The sequence below is a fragment of the Occallatibacter sp. genome (genome assembly GCF_049802275.1).
GTDB lineage: Bacteria > Acidobacteriota > Terriglobia > Terriglobales > Acidobacteriaceae > Telmatobacter.
This window is the reverse complement of record NZ_JBARMD010000011.1, coordinates 1-17,853: the sequence shown is the minus strand read 5'-3', so window position 1 is coordinate 17,853 and position 17,853 is coordinate 1. Positions and strand designations below refer to the sequence as shown.

Annotated in this window: 14 protein-coding genes; 8 read left to right on the top strand and 6 right to left on the bottom strand. The window is 57.2% G+C overall.

The features are described from left to right. Nucleotides 1-178 precede the first annotated feature (178 nt). Together WA354_RS00375 and WA354_RS00370 are read left to right on the top strand one after the other, a co-directional pair. Nucleotides 179-2,398, top strand: coding sequence for a bifunctional rhamnulose-1-phosphate aldolase/short-chain dehydrogenase (locus tag WA354_RS00375; protein WP_472811021.1), 2,220 nt, complete (start codon nt 179-181; stop codon nt 2,396-2,398). Next, nucleotides 2,395-3,852, top strand: a complete 1,458-nt coding sequence (locus tag WA354_RS00370; RefSeq protein ID WP_472811020.1) for a rhamnulokinase — start codon at nt 2,395-2,397, stop codon at nt 3,850-3,852. Before WA354_RS00375 ends, WA354_RS00370 begins: the two co-directional genes overlap by 4 nt. Before the next feature lie 180 nt (nt 3,853-4,032). Here the strand turns inward: WA354_RS00370 and dnaE are convergent, their stop codons facing one another. Beyond that, nucleotides 4,033-7,536 (bottom strand): DNA polymerase III subunit alpha, encoded by a 3,504-nt coding sequence (dnaE, locus tag WA354_RS00365; RefSeq protein WP_472811019.1) that lies wholly within the window; start codon nt 7,534-7,536, stop codon nt 4,033-4,035. A 451-nt stretch (nt 7,537-7,987) separates the two neighbouring features. On the opposite strand from dnaE, the gene WA354_RS00360 reads away from it, so the two are divergent. Continuing rightward, on the top strand, nt 7,988-8,920 hold the full coding sequence (locus tag WA354_RS00360) for a hypothetical protein (RefSeq protein WP_472811018.1): 933 nt from the start codon (nt 7,988-7,990) through the stop codon (nt 8,918-8,920). A 223-nt stretch (nt 8,921-9,143) separates the two neighbouring features. Here the strand turns inward: WA354_RS00360 and WA354_RS00355 are convergent, their stop codons facing one another. Beyond that, a complete protein-coding gene (locus WA354_RS00355) occupies nt 9,144-9,839 on the bottom strand; it encodes a hypothetical protein (RefSeq protein WP_472811017.1) in 696 nt (231 codons plus the stop codon). 202 nt (nt 9,840-10,041) lie between these two features. Next, nucleotides 10,042-10,887 carry a hypothetical protein gene (locus WA354_RS00350; protein WP_472811016.1) on the bottom strand — a complete coding sequence of 282 codons (846 nt, stop codon included), beginning with the start codon at nt 10,885-10,887 and terminating at the stop codon, nt 10,042-10,044. Nucleotides 10,888-11,051: 164 nt separating this feature from the next. Between WA354_RS00350 and WA354_RS00345 the strand changes: the two genes are divergently transcribed. Together WA354_RS00345 and WA354_RS00340 are read left to right on the top strand one after the other, a co-directional pair. Next, nucleotides 11,052-11,768 carry a DUF4386 domain-containing protein gene (locus WA354_RS00345; protein WP_472811015.1) on the top strand — a complete coding sequence of 239 codons (717 nt, stop codon included), beginning with the start codon at nt 11,052-11,054 and terminating at the stop codon, nt 11,766-11,768. Nucleotides 11,769-12,136: 368 nt separating this feature from the next. Continuing rightward, nucleotides 12,137-12,652 carry a hypothetical protein gene (locus tag WA354_RS00340; protein ID WP_472811014.1) on the top strand — a complete coding sequence of 172 codons (516 nt, stop codon included), beginning with the start codon at nt 12,137-12,139 and terminating at the stop codon, nt 12,650-12,652. Nucleotides 12,653-12,688: 36 nt separating this feature from the next. On the opposite strand, the gene WA354_RS00335 is transcribed toward WA354_RS00340, so the two are convergent. After that, a complete protein-coding gene (locus WA354_RS00335) occupies nt 12,689-12,919 on the bottom strand; it encodes a hypothetical protein (RefSeq protein WP_472811013.1) in 231 nt (76 codons plus the stop codon). Nucleotides 12,920-13,284: 365 nt separating this feature from the next. Between WA354_RS00335 and WA354_RS00330 the strand changes: the two genes are divergently transcribed. Further along, complete coding sequence (locus tag WA354_RS00330; protein WP_472811012.1) at nt 13,285-13,692, top strand: VOC family protein; 408 nt, start codon at nt 13,285-13,287, stop codon at nt 13,690-13,692. A gap of 416 nt (nt 13,693-14,108) precedes the next feature. Here the strand turns inward: WA354_RS00330 and WA354_RS00325 are convergent, their stop codons facing one another. Further along, a complete protein-coding gene (locus WA354_RS00325) occupies nt 14,109-14,447 on the bottom strand; it encodes a hypothetical protein (RefSeq protein WP_472811011.1) in 339 nt (112 codons plus the stop codon). A gap of 176 nt (nt 14,448-14,623) precedes the next feature. Between WA354_RS00325 and WA354_RS00320 the strand changes: the two genes are divergently transcribed. Both WA354_RS00320 and WA354_RS00315 read left to right on the top strand, forming a co-directional pair. Continuing rightward, nucleotides 14,624-14,917 (top strand): hypothetical protein, encoded by a 294-nt coding sequence (locus tag WA354_RS00320; RefSeq protein WP_472811010.1) that lies wholly within the window; start codon nt 14,624-14,626, stop codon nt 14,915-14,917. A gap of 172 nt (nt 14,918-15,089) precedes the next feature. Beyond that, the gene (locus tag WA354_RS00315; RefSeq protein WP_472811009.1) at nt 15,090-15,362 is read left to right on the top strand and encodes a hypothetical protein; all 273 of its coding nucleotides are present in this window, start codon (nt 15,090-15,092) and stop codon (nt 15,360-15,362) included. Nucleotides 15,363-15,745: 383 nt separating this feature from the next. On the opposite strand, the gene WA354_RS00310 is transcribed toward WA354_RS00315, so the two are convergent. After that, a complete protein-coding gene (locus tag WA354_RS00310; RefSeq protein WP_472811008.1) occupies nt 15,746-17,464 on the bottom strand; it encodes an alpha/beta hydrolase-fold protein in 1,719 nt (572 codons plus the stop codon). Nucleotides 17,465-17,853: the final 389 nt, after the last annotated feature.

The window sequence follows — 17,853 nt, the reverse complement described above, 5'->3', positions numbered from 1 at the left end:
AGGCTCGAGGCCTGGCTGCCGATCCGCTGGCGGCGCTCCGAGATGGCGGCTATATTGAGCGGATCACCAGCGAGCGAGCCAGCCGCCAATCGGCGGTCAGCAGCTACGCCTGATTTGGCTCTTCAGCAGTAGAATCGAAGTCTGGGCTTCTATCAATTTCCCCGCTCGGTGGTGCACTATGACGCAGGCAACTCTCGCAAACGCAACTCTCCGATTTCTCGAAGACCGCTGGGACCCGGCGGTCGCTGCCACGCTCGATGAACCGGAGCTTCTGCGCTATCGCTCCAACCTGCTTGGCTCGGACCTGCGCATCACCAACTTTGCCGGTGGCAACACCAGTTCCAAGGTCATCGAGACGGATCCGCTTTCTGGAGAATCTGTTGAGGTGATCTGGGTGAAAGGCTCCGGCGGCGACCTCGGCAGCATCAAGCGGACCGGCTTCGCCACGCTCTACCAGGAAAAGCTGCTCGCGCTTGAGCGCAGCTACAAGGGCGTTGAAACCGAAGATGACATGGTGGCGATGTACCCGCTTTGCACCTTCCGCAACAATCCCGTCGCCGCGTCCATTGACACACCGCTGCACGGCTTTCTTCCCTTCCCGCACGTGGACCATCTGCATCCCGACTGGGGCATCGCGATGGCCGCATCTGCCAACGGGAAAGCCAAGATGGAGGAGTTCAATCGCGAGTTTAACCATTCGCTCATCTGGATTCCATGGCAGCGACCGGGATTTGAACTTGGCCTGATGATGCGCAAAGCGGTAAGCGACAATCCTGGGTGCGACGGCATCGTTCTCGGCGGTCACGGACTCTTTACGTGGGGCCAGACACAGCGCGAGTGCTACCTGAACACCCTCACCATCATCGACCAGATCGGCCAGTTCATCGCGCGACACGGCGAACACAAGGGTACGGCCCGTTTTGGTGGTGAGTCGGTTCCTGCACGTGCTGATCGCCAATCGCTGGCGCTGGAGATTCTGCCTTATCTTCGCGGGCGCGTGAGCACGCAGCATCGCTGGATCGCCAGCTACAGCGATGCGCCAGACGTGCTGCAGTTTGTGAACTCCGCGCATGCCGAGGAACTTGCATATCTCGGTACCAGCTGCCCCGATCACTTTATCCGCACCAAGATTCGCCCCATGTTTGTGCCGTGGCCGAAGACTGGCAGCATCGCCGATCTCAAGGCGCAGATCAGCCGATCGCTTACTGAGTATCGCGAGCAATATTGGACCTACTACCATTACTTCGCCAAACCCGACTCACCGGCACTTCGCGATCCAAGTCCTACGGTCGTTCTCATTCCCGGGCTCGGCATGTTCAGCTTCGGCAAGAACAAGACGGAGGCCCGCATCGTTGGCGAGTTCTATACCAACGCCATCCACGTGATTGAAGGCGCTACGCTTTTGTCGGAAGGCGAAGTTACCGGCACGCTCCCGCAATGCGGAGAGGCGATGGATCCCGCAAGCTTCAAGACCTATAGCAACTACGTTGCGCTTCCGCCCATTGAGGCATTCCGCATCGAGTACTGGGCGATGGAGGAAGCCAAGCTCCGCCGTCAGCCACCGGAGAAAGAGCTGAGCCGCCGCGTCGCGCTCGTCGTCGGAGGAGGCAGCGGCATCGGTCGTGAAGTTGCGCACCTGGCTGCTGCACGTGGAGCGCACGTGATGATCGCCGATTACGATGGAGTTGCCGCATCCCGTGTTGCGGATGAGCTCGCGCATATCACGCAGAAAGAATTTATTGGTTCGACTGCCGTCGACATTCGCAGTCGCGATGCGGTTCGCGAAGCCATCCGCACCACGGTCGCTGCGTTTGGCGGACTCGATATCCTCATCAATACTGCGGCGCTTTTTCCTTCCTCGCCCGACGGCCAGATTACCGACGACGTCTGGGCTGCCACGTTGAACATCAACGTCACGGCTAACTACGTTTTGGCCGACGAAGCTGAGAAGGTCTTCGCCGACCAGGATCTCGACGTATCTATCGTGTTAACCAGCTCAGCAAATGCAGTGGTGCCCAAGCGCGGCAGCGAGGCCTACGATGTAAGCAAAGCCGCGTTGTCGCATCTTGCGCGCGAACTTGCCGTATCGCTGGCGCCGAAGGTTCGCGTGAATGCCGTTAGCCCGGCGACCGTCGTGAAAGGCAGCACGATGTTTCCACGCGATCGCGTTCGCGCCTCGCTGGCTAAGTATAAGGTTCCCTTTGATGAATCAAAATCGGATGACGAACTGCGCGCACTGCTCGCCGCGTTCTACGCCAAGCGCACGTTGACGCATCAGCCCATCGATCCGACGGATTGCGCAGAGGCGATTCTGTTCCTGGCCAGCCCCAAAACGCGCTGCACCACCGGTCATATCTTTCCCGTCGATGGCGGCCTCTCCGAGGCCTTCCTGCGGTGAGTGGCGGTCAAGAACCAGCCATAAGCGATCGCCTCGCACGGGTTGCGATCGATCTCGGCGCAGAGAGTTGTCGCGTATCGCTGCTCCGCTGGCTCGATGGCCACGCGGAAATCACAGAAGTCCATCGCATCCAAAACGGTCCTGTTCAACGCGGCTCCTCGCTCTTCTGGCCCATCGAGACGATACTTGCGGGTCTCGATGAAGGTCTGCGCAAAGCCGCCACAGAAGCGCCGGAAGGGATTGCATCCATCGCAGTCGATGGCTGGGCGGTGGATTATGTGCGCCTTGATAAGAGTGGACGCCGGCTGCACGATCCATTCTGTTATCGCGACGAGCGCACAATTGCTTCCAAGCTCAAGGCGGATGACGCGCTGCCGCCCGAAGAGGCCTTTCGTAGCACCGGAGCGCAGCCGCTGCGGATCAACAGCATCTATCAGCTTCTGGCTGACGATAGTTCGGTTGTGCACTCTCCCTGGCTTTGCCTTCCAGAATTCGTTCTTCACTGGCTCGGTGCACCGCGTGTTGCGGAATATACCAACGCCACGCACACGGGCCTGGTCGATCTCGCCACCGGTGACTGGGCAGAACACATTTTCGCAAAGCTCGACTTGGACATGGAAGCCGCACCACGCATCGTTTCGCCCGGCACGCGACTAGGAAAGATTCGGGGGCCGCTGGCTACGCTCGCCGCATTTCATGACACCGAACTTATAGCGCCCGCATGCCACGACACAGCCTCCGCTATTGCTGGAATTCCCGCAGACCTTGATGCAACGGCATACATCTGCTCCGGAACGTGGTCGCTGGTGGGGACCCTGATTGCGCAGCCCATTGCAACGCCGGAGGCCCTTGCAGCGCGCTACACCAACCAGGGTGCGGCCACAGGCGGATTCTGCTTCCACACCAATGTGAACGGCATGTGGCTGCTGAAGCAATGCATGGAAGCATGGACCGGCGCAGACCGCGATGTCACCATTTCCGAACTGATTCAGCAGGCCGCGGCCTGTGCTCCAGCCGCAGCGATCAACGTCGATGCCGAGCCCCTGCTTCTCGCCGGCAACATGCCTGCGCGCATCAACGAACAGATAACCGCTGCTGGGCATCAGCCAATACCCGATGAACCCGGCAACGAGCCGCGGTTTGCACGCGTAATTTTTGAAAGCCTCGCAGCGCGCTACGCCACCGCCCTGACCGATCTTGAACGAATGCTTCAGCGAAAGCTGGATCGTATCCACATCATCGGAGGCGCCAGCCGCAATCGGCTTCTCGCAGATCTCACCGCACAGCGCACAGGCCTTCCGGTCGATTGCGGGCACCCTGAAAGCTCCACCATCGGGAACTTTGCCGTCCAGCTTGCCGCGTGCGAGGAACCGGGAGGAAAGGTCACGCGCGAGGCAGTCTGCCGCTGGGCAGGCGCGCTCTCTAACCCTGTCCGGGAAACAACGAATTCCTAACTCCCTCGCTAACTGGGAGTTAGCGAGTCAGGCAGCTTCCCAAACTTTAGTGCTATAGGAGTTATTCGGATTTCGTACTAAATTTCAGTACACAAATCCTTTCTTGCGTCAGCGCCATACGCGCTGCAGGGTCAGATTCGGGGAAGCCCTTCCATCCTGACGAGCTCATCCCGAAACAGCTCAGCCCAGCGGCTGAACGGTTCCCTTCCCTGTCAATTCCTCAACGCGCTCAACCCAGCACCGGTCCGCAGCCACGCTCATGTTTTCCGGCTCAAGGATCACCTGAAATTCGCCCTTCTTTTCAAGGAAGATCATCACCTTGCCCGGACCCGGAGCGGCATCGGCCGCGATCTTCAGGTTAGCCAGCAACCCCTCGGTCGCGCGATCGAGACTGATGCGGATACGCACTCCTGTCGGCAGCTTCACCTGCACTGCCTCAAGAGGCTGAATAGAGCTGATCGCAATCTTCGGTTGTGCGTCCTCCTCAGCTCGAATCGTTCCGCGGATCAGAACGGGCGCCTCAATCTTCAGTTGGTCCGCCAGCTTCTCGTAGGTTTGCGGAAACGCGATCAAGTCGATTTTGCCTGTCGCATCTTCGAGCGTTGCCTGCGCGTAGAGTTTGCCTTCACGGCGCGTTTTCTGCACCCGCAGCCCCAGCATCATTCCTGCAACAAGTACATCATCTGCGGGGTCTGACTCTTTGCCCCAGCGCCGCTCCGCCGGCTTGCGCTCCAGCGCTTCGGCTGTCGAAATCACGCCGCTCAAATTCTTGATCTTGTCGGCATACTTATCCAGCGGGTGACCGGAGACGAAGAACCCGAGCACTTCCTTCTCGTTCGTCAAGCGCTCGCCTTCCTCCCAATCCGGAACGTTGGGCAGGTCGTCGCCATTCCTCGCGTGAGCCGGCTCTTCGTTGAACAGGCCGAAAAGGCCGGCCTGGCCCTGTGCAGCATCCCGCTGAGTCTTTTGCGCCCGCTCCATCGCTTTGTCGATTGCGGCGAAGAGCTGTCCGCGCTTGCCCAGTGAATCCAGCGCACCCGCTTTAATCAGCGACTCGATCACGCGTCTGTTCATCACGCGCAGATCGACTTTCTCGCAGAACTCCCAGAAGCTCTTGAAGCGGCCACCTACTTCCGCGCGCGCCCTTGTGATCGACTCAATCGCATTTCCGCCAACATTTTTCACTGCAGCCAAGCCGAAACGGATCGCCTCGCCGTGCGGCGTGAATTGAGCGCCGCTGACCTGCACATCCGGCGGCTCGACTTTAATATTCATCTCCCTGCACTCGGCGATGTACTTCACAACGTTCTCCGGCTTCGATGTTTCAGACGTGAGCAGCGCCGCCATGAACTCTACGGGATAGTGCGTCTTCAAGTACGCCGTCTGATAGGCCACCAGCGCGTAAGCAGCTGAGTGCGATTTATTAAATCCGTACTCTGAAAACTTGGCCATCTTCTCAAACAAATCTTCCAGAAGATTTTTCGGATGCCCTCGCTTCGCCGCGCCACTCATAAAGCGATCGCGCATCTCAGCCATCTGTTTCTGATCTTTCTTCCCCATCGCGCGCCGCAGCAGGTCCGCCTCGCCCAGGCTAAAGCTCGCCAAGACCTGCGCAATCCGCATCACCTGCTCCTGGTAGACGATCACACCCAGCGAGTCCTTCAGAATTTCCTCGAGTTCCGGCAGCAGAAACTCCACCTCGCGCCGTCCCCATTTACGCTCGATAAAGTCGTCGATCATGTTCATCGGGCCGGGCCGATAGAGCGCATTCAACGCTGTTAATTCCTCCACTGTGTCCGGCTTGTAGCGCCGCAAAATGTCCCGCATCCCGCTTGATTCAAATTGAAAGATTCCCGACGTCAGCGCGGTGTGAAACACGCGCTTCATGGTCTCCGGATCATCCCCCGGAACCATATCGATATCGACCTTCTCCCCGCGACTCTGCTCGATGAGCTTCACGCAATCGGTAATCACGGTGAGTGTCGCCAGCCCTAGGAAGTCCATCTTCAGCAGGCCCATCTTCTCCACGGACTTCATGTCGTAGGCCGTCACGATTTCGTCGTTCTTGGTGCGGTTCAGCGGCACCAGCTCCGTAAGCGGACGCGGCGCAATCACTACCGCCGATGCGTGGACACCAGCTCCGCGAACCAGGCCCTCCAGCTTTTTCGCCGTATCGATGAGTTCGCGAACCTGCTTGTCAGAGTCATACGCTTTGCGCAGGTCCGGCGATTCTTCCAGCGCCCGGTCCAGCGTCATTCCCACTGTTGGCGGAACCAGCTTTGCAATTCGATCCACATCGCCGTAAGGCATATCCATCGCGCGCCCGCAGTCCTTGATGGATGCCTTGGCGGCCATGGTGTTGAAGGTGATGATCTGCGCCACCTGCTCGCGCCCGTACTTCCGGGTTACATATTCGATGACCTCGCCGCGGCGGTTCTGGCAAAAATCCACGTCGATGTCGGGCATCGTCACACGTTCGGGATTCAGAAACCGCTCGAAGAGCAGAACATTCTGCATCGGATCGATGTTGGTAATCTCCATGGCATAGGCCACGAGCGAACCAGTTGCCGAACCACGACCCGGGCCTACGGGAATGCCATTGTCACGCGCGTATTTGATGAAGTCCCACACGATCAGGAAGTATCCCGAGTACTTCATCTGCTTGATGATGCCGATTTCAAAATTCAGGCGAGACTCATACTCGTGCGTCGGCGATCTGCGCACGCCGCGCAACTCGAGTTGCCGCACCGCTGTCTCCAGCCGCTTCTTCAACCCCTCGCGGCACACCTCTTCGAAGTAGCTGTCGATGGTGTGGCCATCAGGAACCGCGAATTCAGGAAACGGATTGTCCACGGCGTGCAGTTTGAAGTTGCATCGCTCGGCAATCTCCATCGTTTTCTGCGTCACGCCCGGCGAGTCGGGAAATATCCGCGCCATCTCGTCTGCGGACTTGACGAAGAACTGGTCCGAATCAAACCGGAACCGGTCCGCGTCATGAATCTTTGCGCCCGTCTGCACGCAGAGCATGACGTCGTGAGCATGCGAGTCTTCGCCGCAGAGGTAGTGCGAATCGTTGGTCAGGACGAGCGGAATATCCAGTTCCTTCTCGAGACGGAACAGGTCCGATTGAATCTTCTTTTCCTGCTCGAGACCCTGGTTCTGAATCTCAAGGTAGAAGTTGCCACGGCCGAAGATGTCCTGGTACTGCATGGCCGCGCCCTTGGCCTTCTCGTAGTTCCCTTCCATCAACTCTTCGCACAACTCCCCGCTCAGGCAACCGGAAAAACCGATCAGGCCCTTGGAGTTGTTGGCGAGAAACTTCTTGCTCACGCGCGGCTTGCGATAGAACCCATGCAGGCTGGCCTCGCTGGTCAGCCGGATCAGGTTGCGATAGCCCTCTTCGTTTTCGGCCAGCACCAGCAGGTGGTTGTACTGGTCATTGGGCGATTCGGCGCGATGGTCTTCGGCCTTGCACACATAGAGTTCGCATCCCAGGATCGGCTTGATGCCCTTGGCTTTGGCTGCATTGACGAAATGCACCGCCCCGTAAATGTTGCCGTGGTCCGTCATCGCGACAGACTTCTGGCCAAGTTCAGCCACGCGATCAATGAGCTTATGGACGTCGCAAGCGCCGTCGAGGAGAGAGTATTCGGTGTGCAGATGGAGGTGAGTGAATTCGGCCATGGTCTACTTTGATTTTAGTCGTGACATGTAAATGGGAAAGCGACGCTCGCGGCTGGACGCATATCTACTGAGGAAAAGCCGTCTAAAAATCCAAATTAACGACGAATCGTGGGATTAATGGAGATCTTGCCTCCGACGCCTCCGCCTCTCATTCTTTTGAGGTTTCCTCCCCCGCGCTGAGCCTCTCCAGGCAACACCGAGACACACTGAGCAATAGTGAACAGCCCTACCGGGGGCAAATGGTTGAGGGTAGATAAGAACAGCCTTTCTCATAGCCGTGCAGAATACGTCTGTTTTGTCTGGAGCACATCATGCCCACGGCAGACCGCCTTGCCGATCCGAGTAGCGATCAATGGCCGAACCAGTTTCTCAAACGTCGTTCAACACCATCGGAGTCGCAGGCAATTTCGAAGGCAGTCGTTGGTTGGAAGTCTGCAGGAAGGTAAACATCATGAAACGAATTGGGTTCGTTATTCCAATATCCATTTTGTCCGCTGCTCTCGCGGCATGTTCCTTTGGTTATGCCCAGGAGAGCCAGGACAAGAAGCAAGAGCAGAACAAGGGGCAGCAACAAAAGCAGGAGAATCAAGGTAAGCAGAATCAGGGTCAGCAGCACCAGCAGCAGGCTCAGCCGCAGAAGCAACAGGCGCAGCATGAGCAGCAGAACCAGGGCAATCAGCAGAAAGCTCAGCAGCAGGAGCAGCAGAACCAGAACAAACAGCAGGCTCAACAGCAGGAGCAGCAAAACCAGAATAAACAACATGCTCAGCAGCAGGAGCAGCAAAACCAGAATAAGCAGCAGGCGCAGCAGCACGAGCAGCAAAACCAGAATAAGCAGCAGGCGCAGCAACACGAGCAGCAGAACCAGAACAAACAGCAGGCTCAACAGCAGGAGCAGCAAAACCGGAACAGGCAACAAGCTCAGCAGTATGAGAAGCAGAACCAGAACAAGCAGCAACAGGCACAGTATCAGCAGCGCGGACAACAGATGCAGCGCTCGCAGCAACAGCAGCACGAGCAGCAGGTCCAGCAACAGCAAGTCTGGCGGCAGCACGGTTCAAACAACTGGGATAACGATCACCGCAACTGGCAGCAACGCGGTGGCTACAGTGGCTACCGAATTCCCGACAATGATTTGCGCAGCTACTACGGCAGCGGTCACTGGTTCCGCATCTACAGTCTTCCCTTCATGTATCAGGGCGGCTATCCGCGCTTCCAGTACGGCGGCTATTGGTTCACTGTGATGGATCCGTACCCCGATTATTGGGGCAATGACTGGTATCAGACAGACGATGTTTACGTGGCTTACTACGGCGACGGATACTACCTCTACAACCGCAGATATCCCGGTCGCCCCGGGATTGCGATCAGCATCTCGCTGTAAAGAGATACGTGTTACAAAGAAGGGCGGACAGGGGTCCGCCCTTTGCTTATTTCTACCGAGACAATGCCACCTGCAGCGGGTTGAGCAAGTCTCAGCATGCTTCCGGAACTCTCATCTTGGGTCCCCAACCATGACACAGTCTCATCGTGGCATGGGTGGGGAAAGCACGAACCCAGATCGATATAACCGTTCACCTGCCGCAGCTCTCGCCGTCGACCTCCGGCTACTTGAAAACGTTCTTCTCGGGAACTCCGAAGTGGGACGCCAGGGGCACGCAGTCATCGATTGACTTCAGGACGATGTTGTTCTCATCGCCAACGTTCTGCCCTGAGATGATGTACGGCCGATACTTCTCGGTGGGCGTGTGATTGTCTACATACCCTTTGATCCAACGCGGGCAGCCCATGAACCCTGCGCCTTTTTGGTCTGTCCACCACACCACATGGATGCGGAAGGCTCGACCGCTCTCGACAACACCGGAGATCACGGAATAGGAGCCATCGTTGCTGTTCGTGATCGATTTGAACTCATTCACTCTGAACACGAGCCAGCTGCCCTTCTTGCTGTTGTCGAAAAGCCGGCAGGCCTCGGCATCGCAGGTCCGCTCCACGAGAAACACGTCAATCGTCACCGGCTCCTGCGAGACGTTCTTGTATTCGACTACGACTTTTCCATCGGTCGGCGTGTAATTCCCCTGTGCCCCCATGGCTGCCGAGAACGGTGGGGCATGAGTAGCGCCTATCAGAGTCATCTGCACGCAATCCATGGTGCAGCGCTTCGCTTGAACGGCAGTCCATGCGATTTCGACCGGCTTAGCGCTTTCAACCTGGGCCGTGTACGCCTCGCCCGGCTTCAACACCACACCCGATCTAATCGGGACACGCTTCACGGCACCATAGGCAGTGCCGGTGCAGAGCATCAACAAACAAAAAATCATGTGGCGCATGGCGGCAATTATAGCGTCGGGTTCAGTGCGCGATTCATGTCGACTGGTAAAAGGCCCGGTCTAGCCACAAACATCAGGACGAAGTTTGCGCGGCTGACGGCCGACCTGCAAAATAAGAAGGCCCATCCTGCGCCGAGATGGGCCTTCTCCTTTGCGGACTTGTTAGGCAGTCGGCTTACTTCTTGCCCCAGAAATCCGGCGAAGAGGTCAGCCACGAATCAGGAACGTAGCTAAGTTGGGGATCGAAAGCGAAGAGGTCACTCTCGCTGGATTCGAGAGCCGCATCCAGGCCCTTGAACATTATCGCGAGCTGGTCTTCGCCTACACCCTCACTGAACTTCTTGTCCCCGCCCTCCATTGCGTCCACCTCTGCGAGAGACGCCATGGGCGTGACCAGGATATAAGTCTTGTCGCTGTCCGTGCCGTAGGACTTTTGGAACATGGCCCAGTGGGCGTCCGGAAGGGTCGATTGATAGCCCTTAACGAAGACCTTCGCAAGGTGCCGGAATTCCTCGTTGTGACCTGACTTCACATGGAAAAGAATGATCCGCATGAACCGCATCTTTGAAAGGTCCAGATTGGCGTTGAAGCTGAGGTCCTTCTCAAAGACGTAAATGCTGCTGTGATCGGTGGTCATCGCTCCTGCCTGCGCAGCACCGTTGATCTTCATCGCCTCCATTAGCTTAGGGATGGCAAAGGCTGTGTCGTGGTCCTTCTGCAGATCGGCAAAGGTGTCGAAGCCATGCAGGTAGAGCACATGACCGGCTCCCGTGATGCCCCACATGCCGAGGTAGTGGAACGAAGTCTTGGCCGCTCGCTCGGCTTGGACCTCATCCCCTTGAGCCTTTGCGTAGGGAAAGCCCATATTGGGTTTGATCTCCACATTTTCGAGGAAGAGGTATTTGCTCGGGCCATGGGTCTGACCGGCATCTTGCTGCGAGAGAGCGGCAGGAGCTACGCAGAGTGTGAGACCAACAAACAGCAGGCAGAGAGGGGGAAAAGCAAAAACAGGGTGCTTCATGGGACGTGCCTCCGTGGTCGATTTAGGGGAGGATTAAGCATACTCCCGGATAACACACTTCGGGTAAAAGTTCGTATCGCCACCTGAGTCGAAACTTTCTGCTTCTCGATCGCGTATCTCCGGCTTGATCCTTATCGGGATTTCCATGCAGTCATGGAGGCAACATGAGCTCGACTCGGGACCCCGGCCGCGTCGCCGGGCTCTGGTATCTGCTCCTCGTCTTCCTCGGGCCGCTGCGGCTCATCTACATTCCCAACAAGCTCTTCGTTTCGGGAAATGCGGCTGCGACGGCGAGCAATATCGCAGCGCATGAGGGTCTCTTCCGCTTCGGCATCGTGGCAGATCTGATCGGTGCGGTGGTGCTGGTCTTTCTCACGCTGGCTCTCTACCGGCTGTTCAGCTCGGTAGACAGAAACCTCGCTATCCAGGTGGTGATCTTCGGAGGCGTGATGCCGGCACTGATCTACTTTGTCGGCGTGGTCAGCGACCTTGGCGCCCTCATCTGCGTGCGCGGCGCCGACTACCTATCTGTATTCGACAAGCCGCAGCGGGATGCGCTGGCCATGCTCTTCCTCCAACTGCGCGACCGGCAGAACACAGCCGCCGAGATTCTGTGGGGCCTGTGGCTGATTCCGCTGGCGATCCTCACGTACAAGTCGCGTTTCCTGCCTCGATTCCTGGGCGTCTGGCTGGCTATCAACGGGCTCGCCTACATCGTCCTCAGCTTCACGGGTGTCCTGTTTCCGCGGTACCAGGGTGCCGTGTTCACGTACTCCCAGCCTGCGATGTTTGGAGAGCTGGCGTTCATGCTGTGGCTCGTAGTCAAAGGCGCAAGGCCGATGGCGCAGGAAGCCGCAAGCATATCGCCGAACGACACTTAGGCCGGACCGCGATCTACAACGCAGGCTCCGCGGCCTCCCTAAGTAGCAAATGCTTCGTATCTCCAATGAAACAAGGGAGAAAGCGCACGGGTGTCCGGCCGGGTTACCGGATTCTGGGAATGGGCTCCTCACGATTCTCGAGCTGGAGCGTCAAAATACCAAATTTTCAATAATGTTGTGAAGGGTCGGGACGCGGATGCGACGCGGGTGTCTACGCGGGAGGTTCGCACCGGTCTCCTTCGCTCCGGGGAGCGGCGAGGAAGCCCTTCTGTCACGTTACCTCGGAGAGACTCCCTCCGTTTCCGTCCTGCTTTTCACTCGAGAGTCCCCGTAGACTTTGAAGATCAACCTTGGATCGAGGTCCTGAAATGAGCAAGCCCAATTGGGTGGGTTTGGGGATGGCGGTTGTGCTCTTTGCCACCTCCACCCCTTTCGCTACCGCCCAGAAGCTGGACGCCACAGTGCTCTACCGGCAAGACAGCGATGTCAACTACTTCGCCGTGATCCCCGGATACACCAGCCCGGTTACAGAAAACAGCCCGGCCTGTGCGCTGGATCCGAATCCGGCAGACTGCTCCCTGACCACCCATAACGAACTGCTCTCCGCGCAGGGTGAAGTCACCTACAACGTTGTCGGCACCACCTTGTCATTGCTGCTGCCCGATGGACGCATCGCCCTGGTCAACTGCGTGAGCAAGTACTCGGCCAAGGGGAACTACGTCAACCGGCGGAGTTGCGCCATGCCAATCAGCGAGCATGTGCAAGCGGAATTCAATGGGAAGACCGCAAAGCTGAAGTGGTCGGTGGGCGACGAAGGCAAAACCGTGTCAGAGTCCTACAGAATTGTCGCTTACCTTGATAAGCAGCTCATCGCCAGGCGCTAGAGCAACACGGGTTCAATAAAGCGGACCTCTCCACTATTAAAGCTGTCCCGCCACCTGGGTTGCGAGGTTTGTAAGCGGCTTCTCGTCGCTTCCCGCACTGAGAAAGAAGCGTACATTCCCCTTGCGAACGTGGATGCCATGCCTGGGGTCGAAATAGGCCTCATCTGCAAGACCCGGAACGGGCCTGGGTGGACTGTAAAACATCTTCAGCTTCGCGAACAGGTCAGTTGCGGCTGCGGGCGATGGGTCAAAGTAAATCCTGAACAAGAGATCTCCTCCACCACCTGAATAAGTGCAGTCCGTTCCCTGGACAGTGTTTGCGTAAGGCCGGGGAGCTACGCTTTTCTGGGGCGCGCTGTAGGCTTTGCCCATGGCGCTGCTGACTTGAGCCGCCGATAACAGCGAGCATGGGTCAGGAGGAGCTGTTGCGGCCTGTGCTAACGGGGCTATACAGACGGTTGCAAGCAAACCCGCCACCATCAACGGAGCTTTACGGAATCCAACCATCGGATATGCCCTCCTTCGCTTGAGCTGGAAATCCCATTCCGGAGCCCGGAAATGTTGGCGATTGTATCCCGCGCTGCCTCGCACGCGTCAAGAAGAAGCGGCTCGCCCCCTGTTAAATTATCGTCATGCGTACAAACCGCTCCGTTCCGCCGTGCACTGTGATTCCCGTTCTCATCTACCCGGATCCTGCCGCGGCCGCTGAATGGCTTTCGGCTGCGTTCGGATTTACCGTGCGGCTGCGGATTGCGAACCACCGCATCCAGATGCGCGCTGGCGAGGGATGCTTCACGATTGCCGAGGGCGACATTGTGCCCAACCGCTCCCACATTATCCAGGTACGCGTGGAGGATGCGCTTGCCCACTGCGAGCGCGCACGGCAGCATGGCGCCATCATTCTCACCGAGCCGGTGGATCATATGTACGGCGAGCGACAATACAATGCGCAGGACTTTCACGGCCACTACTGGGACTTTACGCAGACCATCGCAGATGTTGAGCCGGAGAGCTGGGGTGGAACTTCGGTCGCGGTTTAGGGGTTGATAATGAACCGGTTTCTATCCGGGACTGCGCGGCGGAAATGGATCAGCGAGCAGAGAGAAAAGAACCTAAGGGCTAATGAGGCTGCGAAAAGACGGCGAATCGCCGAAAGAACTTCCCTCAGCGGCTAAAGCCGACGATGTTTTGCGCAACTGACGGCATGACTGAAAGTCATGCCCTGATACGAACGCTTCCAGCAATGAGTTTTCCGTAATAGCAGTGCGTTTTCCGTAATATTTGGGCCCTCAGCAAGCGATGCAATCCTGCCTGACGTTAATCCAGTCTGCGTGTTCTTCTGTTGATTATGAGGGTCCCTCCTGCCTCGGAAAAGAAGTGCTTCTGCCGGGGGTTACGAAAGGACAGGCGAAGGAAAAGAGTAGTACTACCGGGGGGGGTGGGGTCCGCAACACCGTCAGGCCTTCATCTTTTCTGGAGCGGGAGGGCGCAGGGTGCTTTTGGCAACTTGCGCTGCGTAGAGGAGACGAGATGCACAGACACCTTCGATAGCGCCGATGGCGATTCCGTGAGCGACACAGGCAACGAAGCTGCCAATATTGTCGTATCCGGCGAGCGTGGGCAGTGAGCGACGATAGGCTATCGCGGCTGCAGCATCGGCCTCGAAACGACCGCGATTGCTCTTCATGACTTTCTGATGTTCGAGGGTCCAAGCCTCAGTGCAGATGGCGATTGCGTGGCTCACAGGCGACATTGCAGGCCCGTCGACGAGCGCGGACCCGAGTGTTTCATTCATGGCTGATTCTCCAAAGATCCAGGTTTTCTTCCCAACGTGTTCATTGTGCGCGGAAATGTGCAAATTACCCGCAAAAGCCTGAGAAGTTTCTTCGCAATGAAATGAATGGGTTAGGAAATTTCTTTGCACATCGCGATTGACATTGCATCGATTCGGGGCAGAATGAGGATGCCAGGTTGGATCGGCCAGGCGAATTGACGGCGGAAGCGAGACACCCGCAAGTCTCACAGTTCAACTACCTTGGTTGTATCCAGCAAGAGCGAAGTTGTATTTACGTTGCTCCTCATCCCGGCGTGTACTGGTGCGATCATCTGCATCCCGGTGACCCAATCGAGCGAACGACGCAACAGGTGTTCCCCTTGATTGCAGCTGGATCCAGCGAAAATACAGGAGGTCGAACCATGAAGGCACGTCTCATCTTTCATTCCGTCGCTGTTCTGGTGCTGATTGCCGCGGTTGCCGCAGCCTGAGGGCCCCCTAAACTGCCCGGACCTGAGGTGCACTTTTGTGTTAGATCTCTCCGCGCAGGTTGTATTTACTGCGCCCCAGCCGGTGGGTTGTACTAACACCAATTAGCAGGGCAATAAACGAGAGGTTCAAGCCTTCGTCACCTGCCAGATCTGTCGCTACGGGGAGTTGTACATGAAAGCACGGATTTTGTTTCACTGCTCCGCAGTTGTTGCCTTGGTTCTCACTGTTGCCGCAGTCCCATCACACGCCACAGAACGCCGCGATCCCCTCATCGTGCCGGACGCAGTCCAGACTCAGCCTGCCAAATCGACTGGTTCTGCGCACGCTGCAACATCCGGTAAGAAGCAAGCTTCCAAAAACGCGCATAAACAAAAGGGGACAAGCGCATCGCTGGTGAAGAAGAACTCGCACGAGAGCGCCGGGAGCAATTTCGCGGCGAAATAGAATGAGCCTCAGGGGCTGAAGCCCAACCATTCTTCTGCTGGTTTGCGGCATGACTCAAGTCATGCCCTGATTACAACCCGTCTTGCTTACAGCCCGTCTTGCTTACAACCCGTCTTGCTTACAAACCCATCTTGATTACAAACCTATGTTGATTACAAACCTACTTAATCTTGAGTTCTCTGTGCTTTGGGGCGTTTGCGCAGAGACATTTATGCGCGTCCTCAGGGGCTAAAAAGCCCAACCATTCTTCTGGTGGTTTGCGGCATGACTCAAGTCATGCCCTGATACAAACCCGTCTTGATCACAAACCCAGGGATAGGAGCCCGTACCCTCCTTCCGTTGGTTGCAATCAGATGAATTTCGGGTCGCGAGATTTTGGTTCGCTAATAGCGCCAGCTGGTCAGGTCGGCGCCGGGAGGGGCTGTCTCCTTAATTCTCTCAAGGATCTTGGGCAGGTATTGCGTGTTGTAGTGCAGGCGCGAGTACGCATTTGGAAGCGTCGGATCGCCGTTCCAGCAATGCTCGGCGCGCGGGCCGTAGGTCACTTCCCCGCCATAAGCCGGGTCCTTTGTCGACTTCAGAAAATCTTCCATGCGATAGACAGCGTCGTTGAGGAAATACGTGTCGTCTGATCCAACATAGATGTGGATCTTGCCGGCAAGCTTCGGCCCTAGCGTTGCCCAATTGCGTTCAAGGATCGCTTCGAGATCGTAATGCTGATGCCAGTAATCGGCCACGCTATGGTCGATGTCGCCGGTCTGCTTGTCGAAAATCTGCTTCGGATATCCGTCGTCGCCAACAGGGCCGTAGACCGCCTGCCAGATATCGAACTGCTCGCCGCTGCGACCGTGATCGCCGAGCGCGAGTTCGTACTGATTATTGTCCTGCGTTGTGATTAGCGTATGGCCGAGGTAGTCGCGCATGGCCGGCTGCGGAACGCGCTTGTGCGCGCCCTCCAGGAAGAATGCATTCTTGTCATCGTAGAGGTCGATCGTCATGTACGCATGAAAGTCGACGGGATCAGGGCAGGCTGCAAATGCGCCGTTGTAGTGGTCGGGATAGAAGACCTGCACCGCGAGCGACTCCCATCCGCCGGTTGAGCCACCGTAGACAAAACGCGCCCATCCCGCGCCGAGGCCGCGGAACTGCTTTTCGATTGCGGGGATCAGTTCGTTTTCGATGGCGTCGCCGTAGGGGCCGACATTGGCGGAGTTCACGGCGTACGAATCGTCGTAATACGGATTGGCGTGCTGAAGTTTCACGATGAGGACACGCGGGAAATTGGGCGATGTCCACTGCTGATAGAACTTGTAGGCTTCTTCCTGCTGAATGCGGTTGTATCCGGCGAGGTGGAAGCGCTCGCTGTAGTCGGGTTTGAGATTGGGATCGGGAGGAGTGGTACGGAATCCATCAAAGTCGTCGACAAAGTGATCGTGAAAGATGATGAGGGGGAAGCGTGCGTTGGGATGTTCGTCGAACCCATCGGGAACGAGAATGGCAGCGCCGATGAACATCGGCCGTCCCCAGAATTTGGTGAGCACCTGGCTCTGGATGCGGATGTGGCGGATGTATTTCGTGTCGGCCGGCGGCTTGATGGGAGGAATGACTTCGGTGAGTGCTACGGAAATGGGCGCAGCGTTGGGAGCGACGACGATCTTGCGCGGTTTGGAGTAAAGATTGCCGGGCGAAATGTTCCAGTGCTGGCCCTCGCCCATGTCGGGATGCAGCTTTACGGTTTTGCCGTCGCTGCGATGGAAAGTCTCGTACTTGTTGAGTACGGCCTGCATGATGTATTCGCCGGGAGGCACATCTTTGAGGCTGCGGATGGGATAGCCGGTGGCCCCCGCGTCAACGACGGCGGGTTGCGACGATTGCCAGCCATCGACGGTGAGGCCGAAGACCATCTGCGTGCGCGGTGTGTCGTCGATCTGATTGCGCGGCTCGTCGCTTGGGTCGGTGGAAAGCAGGAGAAGCAGGCGGCCGTCGAGAGGTTGTGAGCTTAGTTCTTTAGGGAAGGTGACGGAGAAGGATTGCGCGCTGATCGCTGAGGGCACAGCAAAGCAGGTGAGAACAGTAAGACCAAGGGCAATGCGAGTGAGCATGGTGAAAATATACAGGGTGATGGTGGGAATCGGATCTTACTTCCCAGGTTTCAGAAGCGATACCCTGGGGCACCCAGTTTCGATGTGTGAGAGAGAAAAAGCAGCTGGAGTCGTTCGTGGGGTGGGCCGCCCCCAGAAACAGATAAAGATTGGAGTTTCGTGGTTTCCCACTCATGCCGCGATGAAACTGCGTCATGAATGGGGCACATCGTCTCTTGCGTGACAATCCTCAGGGCAGAGAGATCCGGCGCCGAGGTTCACTGTTTATCGAATGGCTGCTTGTTCGTAATTCTTGGCCGGTTCTCCGCCTGCAGTTGCTTGCTCACTTCTTCCACTTCCTTAAAGACGCGAAGTAAGTTGCCGCCAAGGATTTTGCGGCAGTCTTCGGC